Consider the following 22,261-nt stretch of genomic DNA (forward strand, 5'->3'; position numbering starts at 1 on the left):
ATAGATTTCTAGAGGTGAGATGATTTTTTGTTGGGTATTTATGTTACTATCACTGTAAAAATTGTGAAGAAATGTACTTAAACTAACGGGGCAGGATAGTTGAATAAGAATAAAAATATTTTTATAAGTTAAATTTATTGAATATCATAAAATATAACACATCAAGGTGGATGGAGAGCTACTATCGAAGGAGTGAGAACATCTGCTTCTGTAAGAGGAAAGGGTGTAGGTACTGAACTTATAAAATGGGCAATTCAACGTGCAGAAGAACGTGGTTGTCATTTGGTACAACTGACAACTGATAAAAAAAGACCAGATGCGTTAAGGCTTTATGAACGGTTAGGTTTTAAAGCAACGCACGAAGGTTTAAAGCTAAAGATTTAAAATAATCATAATCAATCTTTTTTATAAAAAACAGTTATTAAAAATAAAAGAAAGCTGTCATTTTGATCAATCTTTATTCAAAACGACAGCTTTTTATATACAGTAAAATCAAGGGTTTCGAGTAATTTATAATCAAACTTTTTTCTAAACCAACACTCGATGGCGATGTGGTGTTACCTCAAATATAATTATTTTATTTGAAGGTCTCATTTTAATTTTTTCAAATCTTTTCATAGGTTGATATACAAAGACGTGTAGTGATAAGCCTATAACTGCAGTAATGTTTAAAATAATACTTATAAGCATTAAAGACCATTCTATAACTGGAGAAAAGTATCCGTTCGTACTTAATGTAGAAGAACTTACATCTAGTATTAAAATAACTATTAGTAAAGGTAAGTTTTTAACCAATTTGAATCTCCTCTTTTAAGTGTAATATCTTTATATTATTATATTGCAAAATAAATTATATAATTAATTATAAGATAGTTATCTATGAGAATTTAACTTGTTTTTTCGTTTTGGGGTGTTAAAAAATTCTTAAGTTGATGGGCATGGGATAGCACAACATGCCTATGAACTTAAGAACAGAAACTTACGCTTGAACATAATATCAAATTTAGATGAGCAAAGCTATTTCAAGTGAATAGAATCCACTCTTTAAGAATACATAAAATATATACATACAAGCTTAGCCTGATCACTACATCATTAGTGAAAGTAGGATTCTATAGATTTTGGAGGAAGAGATATGAAAAAAAAGGTTCTCCTGTTTACAGATTTGGGGATTGATGATGCGTTTGCTATACTGTACACCTTTTTTCGTAAAGACATTCAACTTGTAGGAATTGTAGCCGATTATGGAAATGTATCCAGAGAAAATGTAATAAGAAATATTAACTATTTGAAGTACATTGCGGGAAAAGAAGAGATACCTGTATTCCTTGGTGCTTCTGTACCGCTGACAGGTATATTGATTCAGTATTTCCCTGAGGTACATGGAAAAGTCGGATTAGGACCTATCATTCCCCCTGAAATTTCATATCCAGTGTATCCTTTAAATGATATTTATCAAATTATAGAATCAAATTTAGAAGATCTTACAATTATCAATTTAGGAAGACTTTCTTCGCTAGCTACGACTTTTGTGTTGAATTTAGAAACAATGCGAAACGTAAGAGAATGTATTTGCATGGGGGGAGCTTTTTTCTATCCAGGTAACGTAACTGCTGTGGCTGAAGCTAACTTTTACTCAGACCCTTATGCAGCAAACTTAATTCTGCAGCATGCAAAGAACTTGACAATTATTCCTTTAAATGTGACTCAACATGCGATTGTTACACCCGAAATGGTCCAGCAAATCGATGCATTTCATCGGAATACACAGGATCTTGCAGGACTCATCATCAAACCTATGTTAGACTATTATTATAAATTCTACTCTAAGTCTAATCCTGGTATAAGTGGAAGCCCTATGCATGATTTTGTAACAGTGTGGTATTTGCTGAATCAAGAGGCTGTTGGCCTTTCAAGAGTACCCATTAAAGTAATTCCTGATCAAGGAGAAGGATTTGGTCAAAGTATTGCAGACTTTCGTTTTGCTACTAATCCAGGCTATAAAACGCATAATGTAGCTTTTCAGCTTGATTATAAAAGATTCAAGAAGGATATTATGGAAACGTTTTTAAAGAAGAGAGTGTAACAGACTTTATTAACTTCAGATAATAGGGATTATGTGAATGAAATGCCACTTCACTTAACGTACAGGAATTCGACTTTTTTAGGTTAAAATTCGCTTAGCATATAAAACTTCCAAAATGTTGGCTGTATCCCATCACTATCAAGCTAACAAAACAAAATCCCCCTAAAATGAAAAAATCCGCTGACTTCTCAAAGTAATTAACTGTAGTGAAAGAAAATTTTTATTTTGGGGGTACATTAAAACTTTAGCTTGACGGGCAGGGGGTCTCGTCACATGCCTATCAAGCTAAGAAATTAGTTGTTCTCCAAAACGAAAAAATTAACTAAATCCCCATAAATAACTATAGGAAGATAAAAACACTGTAGCTTTCGAATAAAGTTTGATCAAAATTATGTAGTTGTTTGGTGATAATAAAATTGTTTCATTTATAATAAAATCATTTAAAAATTAATAGAGTTATTCAATTTATTCTGACGGTAATAATAAAGTAATTAAAAAGTGAAAATATTTGTTTGGAAAATACGGTTACTCATTTGCGATATTTACGTACCATGAAACAACTAATTACACTGTCTATAACTGAAATTCTCTTTGATTTCGAATGCTTTACAAACAAAAAAATAGCACGAATGTTCGTATTAAGGTATAATTATAAGTATCTTAAAATCAAAGGAGGTCTTGCCTTATGAGTCAAAGAATTTCCTACTATGATGTTGCACCTGATGGCATGAAAATTATGATGGATATGGAGAAGTACACTAAGAAATCTACAATTAATCGAATTACTAGAGAACTTATAAAGATTAGAGTCTCTCAAATTAACGGTTGTGCTTTCTGCATGGATATGCATACATCAGATGCCCGTAAGATAGGTGAAACCGAACAACGAATTTATTGCTTGAATGCTTGGAATGAATGTGATTTTTATACACCTGAAGAGAAAGTTGCTCTTGAACTATCTGAGCATATTACTCTAATTCCCACTAAAAGAGTTCCTGAAGACCTATATAAGCGAGTACGTGAACACTATGACGAGAAACAATATGTTGACCTTGTTCTGGTAATTAATCAAATCAACAGTTGGAATAGAATTTCTATTGCAATGGGAAATACAGCAACTAAAAAATAATTGCTCTCAACGAACGGTAAATAAGAATAAAATTAAAGATGTTTAAAAATCACAATACAATTGTTTCATTTTTCTTTATTACGCAGTTATCATAAACTGTAACATAACCAAATTTTTGAAATTTATTGGTTCATCCTTTATAGCTTTTATAATAATATTATCTTGAAACACGAAGGGACTGAACTATGCGCAGATATCAATATCTTGACCCCAAAATAAAAACATAATGGAGGTAAAAATATTGATTACAGAACTACAAACCGAAAGATTAGTTTTAAGAAAAATGAAAGTATCAGACTCAGCTAGCATGTTTACAATTTGGGCGGATCCAGAAGTTACAAAATTTATGAATATCAATAGTTTTACTGATGAAAGCCAAGCGGTAGATATGATTGAAATGCTTGATAAGTTATCTCGGGAAAACAGAGCTATTCGTTATTCAATAATTGAATTAGAATCAAATGAAATTATCGGTTCTTGTGGTTATAATTCATTTGATTTCAAAAACGCCAAAGCAGAAATTGGTTACGATATTAGTAAAGCTTTTTGGGGTAAGGGGTATGCGCCAGAAGCCATTCTCTCTTTAATGGATTATGCGTTTAGTACTTTAGAATTCAATAGAATAGAAGCAAAAGTTGAATCTGAAAACATCAATTCAATAAAAGTCTTACAAAAGTTAAACTTTACATTCGAAGGGACAATGAGAAAGTGTGAAAAATCTAATGAAAAGTTTATTGATCTAAGTGTTTATTCAAAATTAATAACAGATTAACTTATATTACTTAGCCTACATTCCTTAAAATGTAGACTATTAAATACCCTCGAAGCATCCTTAATTGCTATTAATTGAAAGTGAGGGCTACGGCTCTCTTTTTTAATTCACAATTTCTAGTACAATTGAAATAATTAAGAAACGTATAGAGTAATCCGTCCGATCTTAACCACTGAAGAAAAATTAACAGAGGAAGAGATCATGAACTTTGCTGTTGAAATGAGGGAAAAGAAATAGAAGGACACAACTATATAATAAGAAAAATCTAGAAGATACGTAATATTTAAAAATGAACCGTCTCATAAAGAACATGTAGTAATTTCTACGTGTTCTTTTTTAATAAAAATGAAAGTAAACTGTTAAATAAAAATTTACTTTCAATGTCATATAAGAAGAACAAAAAATAAGTCGTCTTTTGCTCTTAACAGGGTCTTACCAGCAGCATCCGTTACTTTAGAAACACTCCTATGAGATATAATTATTGATGGTACTTTTTAGGTGATATACTGGAGGTAGATTACTCATCTAATGATGAAGGGAGGTTTACGCGTATGGAAGTAACATTTACAGTAAGTAAATGGGATGAAAAGCCAGTCAATGACACTAGAAAAGATTTCCCTATTAATATTGCCCATGTCGAATATGATATTGACGGTGAATTAAAAGGAAAAGCTTTTGTTGAATATTTATTATATTATTTAGAATCAACTATAGATGATGGTCACTTGGCTACTGCTAAAATTTCTGGATTTTTACATTTCGAAGGAATTTATAAGGGAAAACGAGGGACATTTATAGCTATAGAGCAAGGGATATTTGATAAAGGAAATCTAGATTCCCCTGCAACAATCATCAAAGCTACTGGTGAATTAGAAAGCCTGAAAGGGTCCTATAATTATAAGTTTACAGGTCAAACCAGTAAAATGATTCTAGACTTTGAATTCTAACAAAATATCTTATAATTTAGCAAAAAGGGCATCCACTGTAATACCAGGAATGTCCTTTTTTAAACTAAATTATACCGAAAAACAAGACTCGAAATTTTCAATGGGAGGAAATGATATGAGGATCACGATACAAGAATATGTGGTCAATGAAATAGATTCAGGACCATATGGAATAACCGTAGGAAAAGACGGAGCATTGTGGTTTACGGAACAGAAAGGGAATCGAATTGGTAGAATAAATGCTACTGGTGAAATAAATTCTTTTCCCATTCCGACAGCAAATGCAGGAGCTATGTCAATTATCTCGGACCAGACCGGTGACTTATGGTTTACGGAATATAACTCAAGCAAGATCGGTAAAATGTCGATGAACGGTCTTTTTGAAGAATATGTACTCCCTACAACGAACGCTGCACCTTTTGGCATAACGGAAGGCCCAGATGGAGCAATATGGTTTACAGAAATGAATAATGGTAGGATCGGAAGAATAACAAAGTCAGGGGAAATCACCGAGTTTGAATTGCCTAACTCCAAATCATTTCCCTCTTTTATTACTCTGGGATCAGACGGTGCATTATGGTTTACACAGAATCAGAACAATAGGATTGGGAGAATAACCACTAAAGGTGAGGTCAAAGAATATCCAATCCCAACACCCAACTCCGGGCCAGTTGGAATTGCGAGCGGCCCAGATGGAGCAATATGGTTTGTGCAAATCATAGGCAATAAAATTGGTAGAATTACGTTCGAAGGTGAGATCAAAGAATTTGTTATACCGACGCCGAACGCTCGTCCTCATGCCATAATACCTGGGAAGAACAGAGATCTTTGGTTCACAGAATGGGGAGGTAACCAAATCAGCCGTATTACAGTTGAAGGAGTTATTACGGAATATACGATACCTACAAATAATGCAGAGCCACATGGTATCACGTTTTGTCCGGATGGCGATCTTTGGTTCGCTGAAGAGTGTAATCAAATTGGACGTCTAACAATCATTACGTAATAGGGATATCATCCATCGCTATCAAGCTCAGAAAAGTAAATATTCCATCACCATCAAGTTAAGAATTTGGTTGCTCCCCAAAACGAAAAAATGTGCTTTTTTGTTACAAGTAGCACAAAATTTCGTTCTGGGGGTACTATAAAATTTTAGCTTGATGGCGATGGGGTCTCGCCATCAAAACGTGAATTTCGCACGCTAAGGAATTTCTATGTTAAAAAACTTGGCTTTACCGTACGTTAAGGAAGTTCCATAAACGATATTTAATGTTTGTTATTGTTACTACAGAAAGAACAAAAAGAATGAATTAAATATGAATCGATTTATCCCGCTATTTGCGGGCAGTAAGACTCCCACCTCAAAATTCGGCGAATACGAGGGAGTTAGGTGGGAGTCGGACTGCCCGTAAAAGCCCGATTGGTGAGGGCTAATAATCAGTGGGGGATGAACAAAACCCCCACTGATTAAAGTTTCACTTTATCTGATTGAAGATCATTTGTATCGAGTGTATGAAGCTAAAAAATAAAAGTTTCATTGTAAATCCTAAGTGGAGTAGAAGTTTAGGTTGATAAATAAGGGAGTCGAATTTTTTTGCATAAAGCTGTATAATGCTTGTAACGAAAGGGAAATACAGGAAAGGGTTTGTAATGAGTTACTATGGATAAGGATAAACAACAATTAAGCGTTGAAGTTGCAAGATTATATTATCAATCAGATTATAGTCAGCAAGAAATTGCTAACAAATTAAATATCTCAAGACCGACAATCTCTAGATTATTAAAGTACGCGAAAGAAAAAGGATTTGTTCAAATTAGTATAGCGGATCCATTTGCTGATTTAGATAACGTCGGGAACTTACTTAAAGAAAAGTACAACTTGTTAGAGGCGCATGTTGTATTTTCTCCAGTGCCAGAATATGCAACGATTACGGAGTATATTAGTAAATATGCAGCTGAGTATATGGAAAAGACAGTGAAAACTGGTGATATCGTTGGTGTAAGCTGGGGAATGACGATGTATGAAATCGCTAGAAAAATCGTACCGCAACATGTGAAAGGTGTAGAGGTTGTCCAGTTAAAAGGTGGCATTAGTCACTCAAGTGTAAATACATATGCGAATGAAACGATCGCGTTATTTGCAGATGCTTTTCAAACGACGCCAAGAAATCTACCTCTTCCAGTTATATTTGATAATGCGGTGACAAAAGAATTAGTGGAGCAGGATCGACATATTCATCACATTATTGAAATGGGAAAACAAGCGAATATTGCAATTTTTACTGTCGGAACAGTGCGTGATGAAGCGTTATTATTCCGATTAGGATATTTAGATAAGGATGAAACGAACATTTTGAAAGAACAAGCTGTCGGTGACATTTGTTCACGTTTCTTTGATGGAGACGGAAATATTAGTAGCGAAGAAATTAATAAGCGTACAATTGGAATTGAGTTAGAAGAGTTAAAGTTAAAGAAACGTTCTATTTTAGTTGCAGGTGGTAATAGAAAAATAAAAGCAATTGACGGTGCGTTACGTGGCGGGTATGCAAATGTACTAATTATAGATCAGCATACAGCGAAAGAATTGTTACATTATCAAAAAGGTTAGAAATAAAAGGCTTTCTCAAAATATTAATTTTGAGAAAGCCTTTTATTTTTAGTATGAGTAAATCAATGTGTAGTACCTTGTAAAGTATTTGTAAGGAACGCTCTTTGATTGATCTCCTTTTTCAAAAATTAGTGAGTTAGCCATAATATCTCTATCTACAAAACTCCAGCCATCTTGCTCCATCATATCGATAAAAGGTTCCATTTTTCCGCGCTTTACTAAGTAGGGGTATTGATTATCTATCGGTTCTACTTCCACCATTTCTTTATCTTGAATAACCATCTTAGACATAGCTAAAGCAAATGGAACTGGGTTTCCTTCTTGGAAAATAACATCCCTTTTATAAAAAATAAATATGGATAGTGAGGTGCATACTAGCAATGTGAATATAAAGAATTTTGACTTAAACAAGTGTTTCACATCCTTTATTTACAAGCTTATACTACTTTCAATGTATTACTAGAAATTCCCTTCTAAAAAAGAATGAACAAAAGTTCAAAAGTGTATTTACATTTGTTCAACTAAGGGTTAGAATGAAGTTGTTAAAAGATATGAGGAGTGAAGATAATGAACATTGCAAAGTTAATTGATCATACAATTTTAAAACCAAATTCTACAAAAGAAGATGTTATGAAAGTAATCGAAGAGGCAAAGCAATACAAATTTGCTTCAGTTTGTATTAATCCTACATGGGTAAAGCTAGCTGCTGAAGAATTAGCTGGACATGATGTAGACGTTTGTACTGTAATCGGTTTCCCATTAGGAGCAAGCACTACTGAAACAAAAGCATTCGAAACAAAAGATGCTATCGCAAAAGGTGCAACTGAAGTTGATATGGTAATCAACGTAGGTGCTTTAAAAGATGGCGACAATGAGTTCGTTGAAAAAGACATTTATGAAGTAGTACAAGCAGCAAAAGGAAAAGCTCTTGTAAAAGTAATCATTGAAACTTGCCTTCTAACAGATGAAGAAAAAGTTCGTGCTTGTGAATTATCAGTAAAAGCTGGCGCTGATTTCGTAAAAACTTCAACTGGATTCTCAACTGGCGGAGCAACTGCAGAAGATATCGCATTAATGCGTAAAACAGTTGGACCAAACGTTGGCGTGAAAGCATCTGGCGGCGTTCGTACACGTGAAGATGCAGACAAAATGGTAGAGGCTGGAGCTTCTCGCGTTGGAGCAAGTGCTAGTGTTGCAATCGTATTAAATGATGCAAAAGGTGCTACAGATAATTACTAATTAATAAAGTGTGAAAAGCAATAGATACACGTTTAAAGTAAAGTGTATCTATTGCTTTAACAATTGAAAAGAATGTAAGCGGATACGAATGGGAGGAGACGGCTTATGAAATACTTAATCGGTGTTTTAGGCCTCGTATTGATTTTAGGTATCGCTTGGCTTGCTAGTAATGATAGAAAGAAAGTCAAATATCGCCCAATCATAACGATGGTTATATTACAATTCATTTTGGGGTTTTTATTATTAAATACAAGCGTAGGGAATATATTAATTAGCGGAATAGCAGATGGTTTTGGAGAATTATTAAAATATGCCGCTGATGGTGTGAATTTCGTATTTGGTGGATTAGTAAATCAAAAAGAGTTTTCATTCTTTTTAAGTGTATTAATGCCAATCGTATTTATATCAGCTTTAATAGGTATTTTGCAACACATTAAAGTATTACCTATTATTGTGAAATCTATCGGTCTAGTATTAAGTAAAGTAAATGGGATGGGGAAACTCGAATCATATAACGCGGTAGCTTCTGCGATTTTAGGACAATCTGAAGTGTTTATTTCAGTTAAGAAACAACTAGGATTATTGCCAGAGAAAAGAATGTATACATTATGTGCATCTGCAATGTCTACAGTATCTATGTCTATCGTTGGATCATATATGGTGTTATTAAAACCGCAATATGTTGTAACCGCTTTAGTGCTTAACTTATTCGGTGGCTTCATTATTGCTTCTATCATTAACCCGTATGAAGTTACTGAAGAAGAAGATATGTTAGAAGTACAAGAAGAAGAGAAAAAGACATTCTTTGAAGTATTAGGGGAATACATTATAGATGGATTTAAAGTTGCGATTACAGTGGCAGCTATGTTAATTGGTTTCGTTGCTCTTATCGCATTCATTAATGCAGTATTTAAAGGTGTAATCGGTATCTCATTCCAAGAAATTCTTGGTTATGTATTTGCACCATTTGCATTTATTATGGGTGTTCCATGGCATGAAGCAGTTAACGCAGGGAATATTATGGCGACAAAACTTGTATCAAATGAATTTGTTGCGATGACAGATTTAGCACAAGGAAACTTTAATTTCTCAGATAGAACGACAGCGATTATATCTGTATTCTTAGTTTCATTTGCAAACTTCTCTTCAATCGGGATTATTGCAGGGGCAGTTAAGAGCTTAAATGAAAAACAAGGGAATGTAGTCGCAAGATTCGGTTTGAAATTACTTTTCGGTGCAACATTAGTAAGTTTCTTATCAGCAACAATCGTTGGCTTATTATTTTAACAGATTCATATAATATAAAAAGGAATGGTGATTGTAATGAGAATGGTAGATATTATTGCGAAAAAACGTGATGGAAAAGAATTAACAACTGAAGAAATTAATTTCTTTATTAACGGTTATACAGACGGAAGTATTCCTGACTATCAAGCGAGTGCACTTGCAATGGCAATTTTCTTTAAAGATATGACGGATCGTGAACGTGCAGATTTAACGATGGCAATGGTTGAGTCTGGAGAAACAATTGACTTATCAGCAATTGAAGGCATTAAAGTAGATAAGCATTCAACTGGCGGTGTTGGTGATACAACAACATTAGTATTAGGACCATTAGTCGCTGCTTTAGATGTACCAGTAGCAAAAATGTCTGGTCGTGGTTTAGGACATACGGGCGGGACAATTGATAAATTAGAAGCGGTAGAAGGATTCCACGTTGAAATTACGAAAGAACAGTTCATTGATATTGTAAACCGTGACAAAGTGGCTGTTATCGGACAGACAGGAAACTTAACACCTGCTGATAAAAAGATTTATGCATTACGTGATGTAACAGGAACAGTAAATTCAATTCCTCTAATTGCAAGTTCAATTATGAGTAAAAAAATTGCAGCTGGTGCTGATGCAATCGTACTTGATGTAAAAACAGGTGCTGGTGCATTTATGAAAACCGAAGAAGATGCAAAAGAATTAGCTCATGCAATGGTACGTATCGGAAATAATGTTGGACGTCAAACGATGGCAGTAATTTCAGATATGTCACAACCTCTTGGTTTTGCGATTGGTAACGCTCTAGAAGTGAAGGAAGCAATTGATACTTTAAAAGGCGAAGGTCCAGAAGATTTAACAGAATTAGTACTTGTATTAGGAAGCCAAATGGTCGTACTTGCGAAAAAAGCAAATACATTAGAAGAAGCTCGTGAAATGCTAATTGAAGTGATGAAAAATGGAAAAGCAACTGAGAAATTTAAAGAGTTCTTAAGCAACCAAGGCGGAGACAGCTCGATTGTAGACAATCCAGAAAAAATGCCACAAGCGAAGTATGTAATTGATGTACCTGCAAAAACTTCAGGTGTGATTTCAAACATTGTTGCAGATGAAATCGGTATCGCAGCTATGTTATTAGGTGCAGGTCGTGCGACAAAAGAAGATGAAATCGATTTAGCGGTAGGATTAATGTTACGTAAAAAAGTTGGCGATGCAGTAAAAGAAGGCGAGCCGTTCGTAACGATCTATGCAAATCGCGAAAATGTAGAAGATGTAAAAGCAAAAATCTATGAGAACATTTCTATCGCTGAAACAGCAGTGGCTCCTAAATTAGTTCATACAGTTATTACTGACTAATCATAATTACATTTACTTTGAGGAGGAAATAATATGGATAAGAAAAAATATATCGAAGAAGCAAATAAGATGTTATCGAAAGCGTATATTCCGTATTCTAAATTTCCTGTTGGTGCAGCGCTAGTTACGAAAGAAGGTAAAATTTATACTGGTTGTAATATAGAAAATGCTTCTTACGGTTTATGTAACTGTGCAGAAAGAACAGCGATCTTTAAAGCAGTATCAGAAGGTGAGCGCGATTTTAGTTACTTAGTCATTACAGGCGAAACAGACGGACCGATTTCACCATGTGGTGCATGTAGACAAGTTATTGCTGAATTTTGTGATCCGAAAATGCCTGTATTACTAACGAATGTAAAAGGTGATGAAAAAGAAGTGACTGTGGAACAGTTACTGCCAGGTGCTTTCTCAATTGAAGATTTAAAATAAGTTAAAAGGCCATTCCACAATTAATAGTTGTGGAATGGCCTTTTTTATTTTCAATAATAGAATGTAATAATCTGTTCATATTCCGTTCATAAACTTTGCGTAAAATGATTGCAGTGAATATGGAAAGTGACGATATAAATTGTCGTTCTACAGCAGGAGGAATATGATGAAGAAATTATATAATGCAGCATTCATTTACTTAATTATTGGTTTATTATCAGGTGTATTTGCAAGAGAGTATACGAAAGCGCAAGGCATTAAAGGATCCACTATGTTGCAATTAGTGCATACACACGTATTAGTGCTCGGCTTTGTATTCTTTTTGGTCGCTTTAGCTCTATTTAAAGTATTTAATGTCCGTGAAACAAAAAGTTTTCGTGCGTGGTTTGTTGTTTATAATGTAGGATTAATTTTTACTATTGCTACAATGGTATTTAGAGGTATTCTACAAGTAAATGGAACTGACTTTAATGGTTTAAGCCATATGGCTGGTTTAGGTCATGTCATTATAAGTGTTGGGCTCGTTTGGTTTATGATTTTGCTCAAAAAATCTTTTAAATAGATAGGAGTGGAGAGTATGAGTTTAGCACTTTTATCAAGTATAGTAGCGGTTTGTATGGCCGTTGGAGTTATGTTTCTTCGCTTTAAGTCAGCGAAAAAACCGGTAACGAAAAAGAAAATTATATTACCGCCAATTTTTATGAGCACTGGTGCAATGATGTACTTCTTACCAGAGTTTCGATTAACGTCTTTAGAAATAGTAGAGGCAATTAGCGTAGGACTTATTTTCTCTATATTTCTTATTAAAACATCTAAGTTCGAAATAAGAGGCGAAGACATATATATGAAACCATCAAAAGCGTTCATATTTATTTTAGTTGGTTTATTAGCTATTCGGGTAGCATTGAAATCATATTTAAGTCAGTCGATTGATTTAACCCAATTAAGTGGAATGTTTTTCTTACTCGCTTTTGCGATGATTGTATCGTGGAGAATTGCGATGTATCGCTCGTTTACTAAATTAGAAAAGACAATAAAAAGAGCTGGAATTTCTATATAGGAATTTTAGCTCTTTTTATGTTTTATACGATTGTTTTTTTAGCTTTGATTTCATTTGCTTAATTTTAAACGGATTTGAGCATCTTGTAATGCAACTGGTGTAACGTTAAGACCATTTTGATCAACGATTTTTGTGTTTAATAAAATGGAATCTAAGCTCCCGCGAAATGTTTTTGTATAGTTTTGACGCAACATTTGTTGTTCTTGTTTTTCATCAACTGTTAATCCAGATGTTCTTTCTTTTTTTGATAATTCGTTAATACGGAATAAAATGTTATTCATTTGTTTTCACCTCTAGTTAGATTTAATTACATTAGTTACTTACTAATGTATAGTTATTGTAACGTATCTTTTAATAAGTGTCAATGCCTGTAAACATGCCTTGTTTTGTAAGTGTATGTGGTGATAAAGAATGAAAAAACTACAAATACTTGAAATAGAAAAGATGTTAATATACAATACCTAAGTAGGGTATATAGGGTATTGTTTTACTTTATGAGAGTAATAAGCAAAAAGGAGTATGTAATAATGAATTCAGTAATTTCAAGGAAAGAAACAATCATATCATATAGCATTGCAATTCTATTTATATTAGCGATGGTTACAGCTGGTGTACTATTAGATGATCCAGAAGTAATTTTGCCGGAAATAGCTGCGATGGCAATAGCTTTATGGGTATATCGTGAGCCGGGATGGCTAAGACAACCAGAAAAAATCTTTATTGCGCCGTCAATAACAGCTGTTATTGGTTTTGCAGTGAATCAAATGGATATTTCCTATATAGGAAAAGTTAGCTTAACACTTATATTAATGATGTTGTTTTTACGTGTTATTCAATCCAATTTAGCACCATCTATTGCGACAGGTTTATTACCATTAGTAACAAATGCGACGGAATGGTCATTTGTTATCTCAGTCTTCGTTTTGACATTTATTTTAATGATTGGTGTTCTTATTTTTAAATTGAATAACGGTATTGAGAGAAAAGTTAAAATCCAATATAAATATATGGTTGTATTTCTATTTTTAAATTTTGTATGGATCAGTTTATGTTGGATAACTGGTTATGAACAATTAGCGGTTATTCCGCCAATTCTAGTCGTTGTGTATGAATCACTTCAAAAACCGATGTACAATGAAAAAATGGCATTTAAACAAATACTAGTATTAACTACATCAGCAACTGTTGGAACGTTATTGTACTTTGCGATTGATTCATGGATTGTAGTTACTTTATTAAATATGATATTAATGCTAATTTTATTAAAAATCGTTGGAGTACGTATTCCAGCAGCTTATGCATTTCCATTACTTCCGCTCGTATTTCCTGATGAAATGATAAAAATGTTACCTGTAGGCTCATTCATTGCGGGGGTATTCTTATTTGGGGCAGTACTACTGTATAAAAAGTGGGAGATGAAGAAAAAGGGAACGCAAATGTAGAGAAGAAAATACAATCCCTAGTTAGCATAATAAATAGACACCCGCGGGTGTCTATTTTCATTAAATGAAATTTAGCTTAACTCATTTAAGCAATTCACAAGTTCTGTTGTTTTAGAAAAGAATGGTGAATGATCAGCTTCCAAAGTAATTATTTTTGTGCAAGTAGTTTCTGTATGCATTCGGCGCTGAAAATCAATCGGAATCGCTCTATCTAGAGTTGTTTCGATATAAATACGATTTACAGTTCCAAAGTTCTCTTCTGATATTTTCAGCTCTTTTTGGAACGGTCCTAGTGGTTGAGGACGCATTTGATTAAAAGATGCTCCTTTAATAGAACCGTCTTCTGTAGCATTTAAAAATGTTTGTTCAATCAACTCTGGTATAAGTTCTGCGGTCATGTCATTCTCATTTATAGAGAATTGTGGGCCAGCTTCTCCGTCTAACTTACTACCAAGACTTTCTCCATTTTGTGGCAAGAATGCACAAAGATATACTAATTTATCGATTTTATTTGGTATAAGCTCAGCGGTTTGAGTGATCACAATTCCCCCCATACTATGTCCAACAAGAATAACTTTTTCATTTTGTTGATTTATAATAGTTGTTACTGCATTAACATAGGAATCTAATGTTATATTTTGTGATGGAGTTGTATCTTTCCCACTTCCAGGTAAGTCTAGTGTAATAACTGTATGTCCGAAAGCCTCTAGTTGAGGTTTTACTAAATCCCATGCCCATTCACCTTGCCATGCTCCATGTACTAAAACGTAAGTACTCATTTAATCAACACTCCTCTAATGTTTATATGTTTATTTTTTCGTAATATTGATGATGTATAATTAGTGTATATGAAGTGGGTTGATAAATATAATGAAGCTTATTTATAGATGATATAAATAACTTTTATATAAGGAGAACAGAATGAACGTTTTTGATTTTAAAGTTTTTAAATACGTGGCTCGTTTGAACAGCATTAGTTTAGCAGCTAAGGAGTTACATATGACACAGCCGGCTATAACTCATATCGTAAACAAATTAGAGAAACGATATGCTATAACATTATTTGATCGCTCTAGACAAGGAACTGTTTTAACTGAAAATGGAAAAGAATTTTTAGTTTGTGTAGATCGACTTCTAATGGAGTATGAAAACCTTGAAGAAACAGCTTTACAATTAAAAAATAATAACTTGTATAAGATTGTATTAGCTACATATCCTTCAGTTACTGTATATTGTTTGGCGGAGTGTATCGAACTAGGTAATTTTGATCAAAGTCAGTATGTGCTTGCAGTTCGAGAAGGAAGCTATCAAGAAGTGTTAGATTGGCTGTCTTCTGGAAGTGCAGATTTTTCTATTTCTATAAAAGAAAATTTAATACCAGGATTTCATTATGATGTAATTGGTGAAGATCCGTATGTTGTGGTTTCTTCTAAGTCAGTTCCATCTGGTCTTACAATGAAAGAGTTGAAAAATTATCCTTTTATAATGCCGCTCTCTGGTTGTAAAGAAGTACTTGAACCATATTTGACGAAAAATGAAATAGTAGTTAATAAAGTGATGGAATCAGAGACCATTAGTTCAGCATTAGCACTTGCCTTACAGGTTAACGGTATAACAATTGTTCCAGTATCAGGACTACATAAGCAAATTATTCATGAATTCATTGTGCAACCGATAGAAATTAAAATCGCACGACAACTTATTATGCAATGGTCACCTAAAAAAGAAAATGACTCACTGTTTCTGGCGTTTGTTACGAATTTACTAAGCCAACTACAACAAAAGAAAAAATGAATAAAATGATACAAAAGGTAAGCTCATTTCACTGAAGCTTACCTTTTGTGTGTATTACCAATATAGGACAGTATCATAAAGCCCGATTAATATAAGGAGAACACCGGCTATACGCTGAATGTTTTTTCCTATTTTTCGGCTCTTTTTCAGTAAAGTCCCATTTAATCCAAGGTAGGAGATGATGAACATAAGTACAACGATAGGTAGAGCAGTTTCTATCGAAAAGAATGTCGGAAACAAGTATCCATAATTAGATGAGAAAGATAAAGGGATTAACGTTCCGAAAAATAGAACGAACATAGTCGGACAGAAGGCTAAGGAAAAAAAGAATCCAAGTAAAAATGAGCCAACCTCATTTTGTTTTCGTATAAATTTGATTGAGAAGAAACTTCTTCCTTTTATAATACCTGCCAACATTAGCCCCATTAAAATTAATAAAGGTCCAATTATTTTTCGTAACCATGGGAAATACAAAGTTAATATTTGCTGAATCTCTTTTCCTAAGAACCATACTAATAGTCCAAGTGTCGTAAAAGCTATTATTTTTCCTAAAATGAATAACAATATATGTTTCCATGCATGTCCCTTTTGTAAAGATTGATTGCCATAAAGTGAAACTTTAATCAGTGGGGGTTTTGTTCATCCCCCACTGATTATTAGTTGAACCAATCGGGCATTTACGGGCAGTTGATATCCCACCTAACTTCTTTGTACTATCCGAATTTTGAGGTGGGAGTTTTACTGCCCGTTAATGCGGGATAAAGTGTAATAGCGCTAATGTTTCCTGTTAATTGGCAAGGAGCAAGGGTACCTACAATGCCTAATAAAAACGCAAATAAAAGAGGAATTGATTTCGTAGCATTCGCGATATCCATTAAAGGAGACATGAGTTGATAACTCCACTCGCTAACTGTTGAAAACACGTTATATTCACCTTTCTAACTAGTTATATTGTAATGTTCCATTTTTAGTAATCTGCTTCCACGTTTTACCGTCATCCATAGAAAGAAAGACATTTGCTTTCATTGTAGCAAAAACTATTTCAGCTGAATTTTGAGAATTTTGCGATATGTACATAATTGTATCTTTAGAATCTAAAGATGGAATCTGTAAGTTTGTTTCTTCATTTGTAGCAATTGATTTCTTCGTAATCAGTTGCTCAGTTTGCTTATTAATAGAGGCATAGATAATGTCTTCATTACTTAATGTAACTGCGGTCGATTCAACTGGTTTAGAAAATAGTTCAAATGTATTTCCATAATCTGTAGACAAATATACACCGTCTTTAGCACTTACCGCGACTACACTAGATTGATCTGGATGTGCTGAAAAGGAATGGATTGTACTTGAAAGACCGTTTAATTTACTATTTTTCCAATCTTGTCCGTTGTTCGTACTGAAATAAAAACCTTGTTGTAATTTAGAATTTGGACGCTCATTGTATAAATAAATTGCTTCCGTATTATATCCGACAGCAAGGTTATGAAAATCAGATTCTCCATAAAACGCTAGCTTTTCAAGGGTATTACCGCCATCAGAACTTTTCATTAGCCCTAAAGGATTTTTTAAATTTGCACCTGGTTCAGGATGACCGCTGGCAACGAATCCATTCTTTGTTGCCTGAAATCCCATGTAATCATGTAGCTCAGTCGTAGTTTCAAACCATTTACCATCTTGATAAACTTTTATACCACTGTGAGTTGCGATAGAAACCCCAGGCATATTTCCCGCGTAGCCAATTCCATGAATGTGCTCGATTTTTCCAGAGGTAATTTCTTTATAGAAGTTTTGCGGAATCGTATTTGCTGTTTCTTTATTTTTGGGCTGAGATTGCACCGTTTCTTTTTTAGCTGGTGCTGTTTCAGCATTGCTAGAACATCCTGTAATTATTAATAAAGAAGTAATTGCTAACCCTGTTGCTACATAATGTTTCACTTTTGTAGACTCCTTTCCATATATATGAGATTTTAAGTATATGAAATAAATGTCAATAAATTGTGGAGTGGTATGCATAATTTAGAGTGGAAGGGGCCCTAGTAATGAAGATTTTCTTTTCTCTATGAGCACTATTAATTGACGAAAAATTATAACAATAATAGAATGAATTATATTGGATAATCAGTTTCAAAATTATACATAGAACGCTAGGGGGATTATTATGAAATCAACATTTTTTGCTCAAAATAGAGAACGATTAGTAAACACATTACCGGATGAATCTATTACTATTTTATTTGCTGGGCAAGCACCTCATATGTCAGCCGATGCACATTATAAATTTGTGCCGAATCGAAATTTTTACTATTTAACGGGAATCGATGAGCCAAATGTTATTTTCATGTTGAAAAAGTTTGGAAATAGTGTGGAAGAAACTCTTTTCATTGAAAAATCAGATCCAGTAATGGAAAAATGGGACGGTAAAACAGTTTCTAAAGAAGATGCAGAACAAATTTCAGGCATAAAAAAAGTTGTATATATAGAAAGCTTTGAGAAGACAATGGCAAATACACTTTTCACAGAAAATGTGAAGCATCTGTATTTAGATTTAGAGCGTCGTGAGTGGAAGGGTACTGAGACGAAAACGTTAGCGTTTGCTAAATATGTAAGAGAACAGTATCCACACGTTTTAATTGGTAATGTATATCCGCATATTTGTGAATTACGAGTGTTTAAAACGGAAGAAGAAATTGAAATCATTAAAGAAGCGATTGCTGTAACTAAAGAGGGTATTTATAACGTGCTGAAGCATGCAAAAGCAGATGTGATGGAATATGAATTAGAAGCTCATTTTGATTTTACGCTTAAATCATCTGGAATTAAACATCATGCATTCAATACAATTTTGGCGAGTGGTAAAAATGCTACAGTCCTTCATTATGAAGATAATGATGCACAAATTCAAAATGGTGATTTAGTGCTGCTCGATTTAGGTGCTCAAAAAGATTACTACAACGCTGATATTAGTTACACATTCCCAGCTAGTGGAACATTCTCTAGTCGCCAAAAACAAATATATAATATAGTGTTAAAAGCATTGAAAGAAACAACTGAGCTTATTAAGCCAGGATTAAAGTTTACTGCATTAAATGAGCATACAAAAAAGGTACTGGCAGAAGAGTGTAAAGCAATTGGTTTAATTCAAGAAGATGAAGAGTTATCAAAATACTATTATCATGGCGTCAGCCATTTCCTTGGTTTAGATACTCACGATGTAGGAACATACAAAGATAGAGTGTTAGAAGAAGGTATGGTTATAACAATCGAACCTGGTCTTTATATTGAAGAAGAATCAATTGGAATTCGTATTGAGGATGATATCCTTGTAACAAAAGATGGGTATGAAAACTTGTCAAAAGATATCATTAGAGAAGTTGAAGAGATTGAAGAGTTTATGAGTGAAAATAATGTGAATGTAAAAGAAGATGAAGTTGTTACGAAATAATTATTAGAAGAGGCGCTCAATTTTGGGCGTCTTTTTATTTGGGCCATTTTAAACCTCCATATTTTCTTGAAAATTGTCTTCTATAATAATCTTGAAAAAGAAAAAGGAGGGATTTTCATTGAAGAGATTTATATTAACAGCAGTTACAGTCTCCGTAATATCTTTAATTGCTGCATGTTCCGCGACCACGAATACAACAAATGATCATAAAAATATGGACGATAAAAAAACAACACAGACTGAAACGGCTACAAAACCATTGAAAGTTGTAAAAGGGCCAGAAGTTACTTTAGTAGCGAAAGAAGAAAAGCAAAAGCTAAGTAACGGTGTTATTGTTCCAGTCTGGACATTTAATGGCTCATCCCCAGGTCCAGAAATCAGAGTGAAAAAAGGTGAAAAGGTTAAAGTGACATTAAAAAATGAATTATCTGCACCAGTATCTATTCATTGGCATGGGTATCCTGTCCCAAATAACATGGATGGAATTCCAGGTGTGACGCAAGATGCGGTTGAACCTGGAAAGAGTTTCACCTATGAATTTGAAGCGAACGTACCAGGAACATATTGGTATCATTCGCATCAAGATTCTGTGAATCAACTAGATAGAGGTTTATATGGTGCTCTCATTGTAGAAGATACTAATGAAAAATATGATAAAGATTACACATTAATGTTGGATGAATGGGTTACAGATAAAGAAGAAATTAATAAGCAGTTAAAAGAAATGACAAAAGGGCCAACAGGTAATAAATCTAAGGGTAATGAAAATACGAAAAAGAATGATGATATGAAAGGAATGGACCATGGAAATATGAAGATGGAAGGTCATGATATGAGTATGTATGACTTATTCACAATCAATGGTAAAAGCGGAGATTTAGTAGAGCCATTAAAAGTGAATAAGGGTGATAAAGTTCGTCTTCGACTCGTTAATGCGGGTTATCTATCACATGATATACACGTTCACGGTCATGATTTAAAAGTAATTGCAACAGATGGTCAACCAATTAATGATCCAAAAGTTATAAAAGACAAAGTAATTTCAATCGCACCGGGTGAACGTTATGATATTGAATTTACAGCTAACAATCCTGGGAAATGGTACGTTGAAGACCATTCAGAAAGTAAAGGTGCAAAAGGAATGAAAGCTGTTATTGAATATGATGGCAGCAAAGAGATGAAAGACAAAGCAGATGAAAAAGAAAAATTACCGAAATTAGATATGACGAAATATGGTGCTAAAAAACTAGGTAGTTTCACGTTAAATCAACAATATATTGCCACATATAATATGGACTTGAATACGCAAATGAATGGAAATGAAATGGTATATACAATTAACGGAAAGGTATTCCCAGATATTGACCCAATTTCAGTGAAAAAGGGTGACTTAGTAAAAGTAAAATTAGTAAATCGCTCTAAAGCGGACGATCATCCGATGCATTTACACGGTCATTTCTTCCAGGTGTTAAGTAAAGACGGAAAACCGGTAGAAGGTTCTCCAATTGTTAAAGACACTTTGAACTTAAAACCAGGAGAAGAATATGAAGTAGCCTTTGCAGCAGACAATCCGGGTGAATGGATGTTCCACTGTCATGATTTACACCATGCTTCAGCGGGGATGGTAACAGAAGTGAAATATACAGATTATAAATCTGATTATGTTCCAAACCCTAACATTCCTAATAAGCCAGAATAATATGAAGCAGTTATCCTATGGATAGCTGCTTATTTATTTTCGTTGCAAGTGTTAATGCATATGTTGATCGTGCCCGGATGAAGATGGGGGAGTATGATCGGGGAATGTCACGAACACGGCAACGATAATTACCACACTAATTGAAAGTAATAATAAAAAACGCCGTTGGATAAAAGTAGAAAAGGTTTCTGATAAAAGTTGAATTATACATGACATAGTTATTGTTATAGTAAGTAAAAGACTAATGAACAGTATACTGTGGGCTTGTTGAGCGTTTAACATTTCTGTAATCATAGCTCCCATCATACTTGCCATTAATCCAGAGAACAGTCCTTCTAAAGCAGTATATAGGTGAAAACGTAGACCGACTAAAAAACCGATAAACCCACTAATCAAAATAGCAAGCAAAGTAGAATATAGTAATTCTCCTTTGAAGAGAATCCCTAAATAAAAACCTATACTTAAACCGATACACATACTAAAAGACATAATAAATACCATATACTCCATTAGGGTACCCTTACGTTTAGAAATATATGATGTAATAATAATCGAGATACAACAAAGTGTTAAGGCAGTTAACGTATAAGCGAACATCATGATACCTCCCTGTCCTATTATTCACTTCATCATATGTTCAAATGGAGAGTACTTATGCTAATATATATCTGCAAATTATCTGCACAATTTAAAAAAGGTAAGTTCAATATAATTTTCAAATAATGATGGTTCTCTTAGTGGACGATGCTTCATAAAGAATTGTTGTATTTTTATTTTGAAAGAATATATGTAAGCAAGTAGTAGTGAATGGAAAAGATGTTCGATTTTTGAGCGTCTTTTTTGTCTATAAGCATGAGAAAGAAAGTGTTATATAATGAGTTTCTATTGTGAAGCTATAAAGAATAAGCGTATAATATTATAGGTCTCCCATTTGTGAGGCAAACCGCGAATGATAAATAAGATGGTTGTTTTATCATCGCTTCTAAACA

22 protein-coding genes and 2 pseudogenes are annotated in these 22,261 nt (G+C 33.8%); 17 read left to right on the forward strand and 7 right to left on the reverse strand.

Annotated elements, in window-relative coordinates; genetic code table 11:
* Positions 1 to 153 precede the first annotated feature (153 nt).
* Positions 154 to 384 (forward strand): annotated as a pseudogene (locus tag B5P40_RS01175) (GNAT family N-acetyltransferase); the annotation flags it as partial.
* Positions 385 to 528: 144 nt separating this feature from the next.
* On the opposite strand, the gene B5P40_RS01180 reads toward B5P40_RS01175, so the two are convergent.
* A complete protein-coding gene (locus B5P40_RS01180) occupies positions 529 to 795 on the reverse strand; it encodes a hypothetical protein (protein ID WP_002189205.1) in 267 nt (88 codons plus the stop codon).
* Between the two features lie 340 nt (positions 796 to 1,135).
* Between B5P40_RS01180 and B5P40_RS01185 the strand changes: the two genes are divergently transcribed.
* The 6 genes from B5P40_RS01185 (at position 1,136) to B5P40_RS01210 (ending at position 7,542) form a co-directional block, all read left to right on the forward strand.
* Positions 1,136 to 2,086, forward strand: coding sequence for a nucleoside hydrolase (locus B5P40_RS01185; protein ID WP_002189206.1), 951 nt, complete (start codon positions 1,136 to 1,138; stop codon positions 2,084 to 2,086).
* Positions 2,087 to 2,771: 685 nt separating this feature from the next.
* Entirely contained in the window at positions 2,772 to 3,215 is a 444-nt protein-coding gene (locus B5P40_RS01190) for a carboxymuconolactone decarboxylase family protein (protein ID WP_000083030.1), read from the forward strand.
* Between the two features lie 241 nt (positions 3,216 to 3,456).
* Positions 3,457 to 3,987 (forward strand): GNAT family N-acetyltransferase, encoded by a 531-nt coding sequence (locus B5P40_RS01195; RefSeq protein ID WP_113708720.1) that lies wholly within the window; start codon positions 3,457 to 3,459, stop codon positions 3,985 to 3,987.
* Between the two features lie 551 nt (positions 3,988 to 4,538).
* Entirely contained in the window at positions 4,539 to 4,934 is a 396-nt protein-coding gene (locus B5P40_RS01200) for a DUF3224 domain-containing protein (protein ID WP_002141295.1), read from the forward strand.
* Between the two features lie 115 nt (positions 4,935 to 5,049).
* A complete protein-coding gene (locus B5P40_RS01205; RefSeq protein ID WP_001223216.1) occupies positions 5,050 to 5,940 on the forward strand; it encodes a Vgb family protein in 891 nt (296 codons plus the stop codon).
* A gap of 654 nt (positions 5,941 to 6,594) precedes the next feature.
* The gene (locus tag B5P40_RS01210; protein WP_000356572.1) at positions 6,595 to 7,542 is read left to right on the forward strand and encodes a DNA-binding transcriptional repressor DeoR; all 948 of its coding nucleotides are present in this window, start codon (positions 6,595 to 6,597) and stop codon (positions 7,540 to 7,542) included.
* A 48-nt stretch (positions 7,543 to 7,590) separates the two neighbouring features.
* Here B5P40_RS01210 and B5P40_RS01215 read toward each other — a convergent pair whose 3' ends face one another.
* Positions 7,591 to 7,953 carry a hypothetical protein gene (locus B5P40_RS01215; RefSeq protein WP_002086260.1) on the reverse strand — a complete coding sequence of 121 codons (363 nt, stop codon included), beginning with the start codon at positions 7,951 to 7,953 and terminating at the stop codon, positions 7,591 to 7,593.
* 156 nt (positions 7,954 to 8,109) lie between these two features.
* On the opposite strand from B5P40_RS01215, the gene deoC reads away from it, so the two are divergent.
* The 6 genes from deoC (at position 8,110) to B5P40_RS01245 (ending at position 12,895) form a co-directional block, all read left to right on the forward strand.
* Positions 8,110 to 8,781 carry a deoxyribose-phosphate aldolase gene (gene deoC / locus B5P40_RS01220; protein WP_002012110.1) on the forward strand — a complete coding sequence of 224 codons (672 nt, stop codon included), beginning with the start codon at positions 8,110 to 8,112 and terminating at the stop codon, positions 8,779 to 8,781.
* A 105-nt stretch (positions 8,782 to 8,886) separates the two neighbouring features.
* Entirely contained in the window at positions 8,887 to 10,068 is a 1,182-nt protein-coding gene (locus tag B5P40_RS01225) for a NupC/NupG family nucleoside CNT transporter (protein WP_002035026.1), read from the forward strand.
* A gap of 36 nt (positions 10,069 to 10,104) precedes the next feature.
* A complete protein-coding gene (locus B5P40_RS01230) occupies positions 10,105 to 11,406 on the forward strand; it encodes a pyrimidine-nucleoside phosphorylase (protein WP_002165965.1) in 1,302 nt (433 codons plus the stop codon).
* Positions 11,407 to 11,439: 33 nt separating this feature from the next.
* The gene (locus B5P40_RS01235; protein ID WP_000358532.1) at positions 11,440 to 11,835 is read left to right on the forward strand and encodes a cytidine deaminase; all 396 of its coding nucleotides are present in this window, start codon (positions 11,440 to 11,442) and stop codon (positions 11,833 to 11,835) included.
* Between the two features lie 166 nt (positions 11,836 to 12,001).
* Positions 12,002 to 12,397, forward strand: coding sequence for a DUF2871 domain-containing protein (locus B5P40_RS01240; protein WP_000737878.1), 396 nt, complete (start codon positions 12,002 to 12,004; stop codon positions 12,395 to 12,397).
* 15 nt (positions 12,398 to 12,412) lie between these two features.
* Complete coding sequence (locus B5P40_RS01245; RefSeq protein WP_002189212.1) at positions 12,413 to 12,895, forward strand: CcdC family protein; 483 nt, start codon at positions 12,413 to 12,415, stop codon at positions 12,893 to 12,895.
* Between the two features lie 50 nt (positions 12,896 to 12,945).
* Here the strand turns inward: B5P40_RS01245 and B5P40_RS01250 are convergent, their stop codons facing one another.
* Positions 12,946 to 13,176, reverse strand: a complete 231-nt coding sequence (locus B5P40_RS01250; protein ID WP_113708721.1) for a DUF896 domain-containing protein — start codon at positions 13,174 to 13,176, stop codon at positions 12,946 to 12,948.
* A 246-nt stretch (positions 13,177 to 13,422) separates the two neighbouring features.
* Between B5P40_RS01250 and B5P40_RS01255 the strand changes: the two genes are divergently transcribed.
* The gene (locus B5P40_RS01255) at positions 13,423 to 14,337 is read left to right on the forward strand and encodes an HPP family protein (RefSeq protein ID WP_113708722.1); all 915 of its coding nucleotides are present in this window, start codon (positions 13,423 to 13,425) and stop codon (positions 14,335 to 14,337) included.
* Positions 14,338 to 14,408: 71 nt separating this feature from the next.
* On the opposite strand, the gene B5P40_RS01260 is transcribed toward B5P40_RS01255, so the two are convergent.
* Positions 14,409 to 15,116, reverse strand: coding sequence for an alpha/beta fold hydrolase (locus B5P40_RS01260; protein WP_002189214.1), 708 nt, complete (start codon positions 15,114 to 15,116; stop codon positions 14,409 to 14,411).
* A gap of 142 nt (positions 15,117 to 15,258) precedes the next feature.
* Between B5P40_RS01260 and B5P40_RS01265 the strand changes: the two genes are divergently transcribed.
* The gene (locus B5P40_RS01265) at positions 15,259 to 16,131 is read left to right on the forward strand and encodes a LysR family transcriptional regulator (protein ID WP_113708723.1); all 873 of its coding nucleotides are present in this window, start codon (positions 15,259 to 15,261) and stop codon (positions 16,129 to 16,131) included.
* 54 nt (positions 16,132 to 16,185) lie between these two features.
* Here B5P40_RS01265 and B5P40_RS01270 read toward each other — a convergent pair.
* Both B5P40_RS01270 and B5P40_RS01280 read right to left on the reverse strand, forming a co-directional pair.
* A pseudogene (locus B5P40_RS01270) lies at positions 16,186 to 17,054 on the reverse strand (urease accessory protein UreH domain-containing protein).
* Positions 17,055 to 17,073: 19 nt separating this feature from the next.
* The gene (locus B5P40_RS01280; protein WP_002189218.1) at positions 17,074 to 18,066 is read right to left on the reverse strand and encodes a F510_1955 family glycosylhydrolase; all 993 of its coding nucleotides are present in this window, start codon (positions 18,064 to 18,066) and stop codon (positions 17,074 to 17,076) included.
* A gap of 223 nt (positions 18,067 to 18,289) precedes the next feature.
* Here B5P40_RS01280 and B5P40_RS01285 point away from each other — a divergent pair, with 223 nt between their 5' ends.
* Together B5P40_RS01285 and B5P40_RS01290 are read left to right on the forward strand one after the other, a co-directional pair.
* Positions 18,290 to 19,573 carry an aminopeptidase P family protein gene (locus tag B5P40_RS01285; protein WP_002012280.1) on the forward strand — a complete coding sequence of 428 codons (1,284 nt, stop codon included), beginning with the start codon at positions 18,290 to 18,292 and terminating at the stop codon, positions 19,571 to 19,573.
* A 118-nt stretch (positions 19,574 to 19,691) separates the two neighbouring features.
* Positions 19,692 to 21,272 carry a multicopper oxidase family protein gene (locus tag B5P40_RS01290; protein WP_113708725.1) on the forward strand — a complete coding sequence of 527 codons (1,581 nt, stop codon included), beginning with the start codon at positions 19,692 to 19,694 and terminating at the stop codon, positions 21,270 to 21,272.
* A 51-nt stretch (positions 21,273 to 21,323) separates the two neighbouring features.
* Here the strand turns inward: B5P40_RS01290 and B5P40_RS01295 are convergent, their stop codons facing one another.
* Positions 21,324 to 21,869, reverse strand: a complete 546-nt coding sequence (locus B5P40_RS01295) for a hypothetical protein (RefSeq protein WP_002141309.1) — start codon at positions 21,867 to 21,869, stop codon at positions 21,324 to 21,326.
* Positions 21,870 to 22,261: the final 392 nt, after the last annotated feature.

It is taken from the genome of Bacillus sp. SRB_8 (genome assembly GCF_003264205.1).
Taxonomy (GTDB): domain Bacteria; phylum Bacillota; class Bacilli; order Bacillales; family Bacillaceae_G; genus Bacillus_A; species Bacillus_A mycoides.

Coding starts and splice junctions, on each gene's coding strand:
- B5P40_RS01205 (WP_001223216.1), top strand. CDS start 5,050: ATGAGGATCACGATACAAGAATATGTGGTCAATGAAATAGATTCAGGA.
- B5P40_RS01190 (WP_000083030.1), top strand. CDS start 2,772: ATGAGTCAAAGAATTTCCTACTATGATGTTGCACCTGATGGCATGAAA.
- B5P40_RS01295 (WP_002141309.1), bottom strand. CDS start 21,869: ATGTTCGCTTATACGTTAACTGCCTTAACACTTTGTTGTATCTCGATT.
- B5P40_RS01210 (WP_000356572.1), top strand. CDS start 6,595: ATGGATAAGGATAAACAACAATTAAGCGTTGAAGTTGCAAGATTATAT.
- B5P40_RS01255 (WP_113708722.1), top strand. CDS start 13,423: ATGAATTCAGTAATTTCAAGGAAAGAAACAATCATATCATATAGCATT.
- B5P40_RS01230 (WP_002165965.1), top strand. CDS start 10,105: ATGAGAATGGTAGATATTATTGCGAAAAAACGTGATGGAAAAGAATTA.
- B5P40_RS01265 (WP_113708723.1), top strand. CDS start 15,259: ATGAACGTTTTTGATTTTAAAGTTTTTAAATACGTGGCTCGTTTGAAC.
- B5P40_RS01235 (WP_000358532.1), top strand. CDS start 11,440: ATGGATAAGAAAAAATATATCGAAGAAGCAAATAAGATGTTATCGAAA.
- deoC (WP_002012110.1), top strand. CDS start 8,110: ATGAACATTGCAAAGTTAATTGATCATACAATTTTAAAACCAAATTCT.
- B5P40_RS01250 (WP_113708721.1), bottom strand. CDS start 13,176: ATGAATAACATTTTATTCCGTATTAACGAATTATCAAAAAAAGAAAGA.
- B5P40_RS01260 (WP_002189214.1), bottom strand. CDS start 15,116: ATGAGTACTTACGTTTTAGTACATGGAGCATGGCAAGGTGAATGGGCA.
- B5P40_RS01245 (WP_002189212.1), top strand. CDS start 12,413: ATGAGTTTAGCACTTTTATCAAGTATAGTAGCGGTTTGTATGGCCGTT.
- B5P40_RS01240 (WP_000737878.1), top strand. CDS start 12,002: ATGAAGAAATTATATAATGCAGCATTCATTTACTTAATTATTGGTTTA.
- B5P40_RS01225 (WP_002035026.1), top strand. CDS start 8,887: ATGAAATACTTAATCGGTGTTTTAGGCCTCGTATTGATTTTAGGTATC.
- B5P40_RS01200 (WP_002141295.1), top strand. CDS start 4,539: ATGGAAGTAACATTTACAGTAAGTAAATGGGATGAAAAGCCAGTCAAT.
- B5P40_RS01285 (WP_002012280.1), top strand. CDS start 18,290: ATGAAATCAACATTTTTTGCTCAAAATAGAGAACGATTAGTAAACACA.
- B5P40_RS01185 (WP_002189206.1), top strand. CDS start 1,136: ATGAAAAAAAAGGTTCTCCTGTTTACAGATTTGGGGATTGATGATGCG.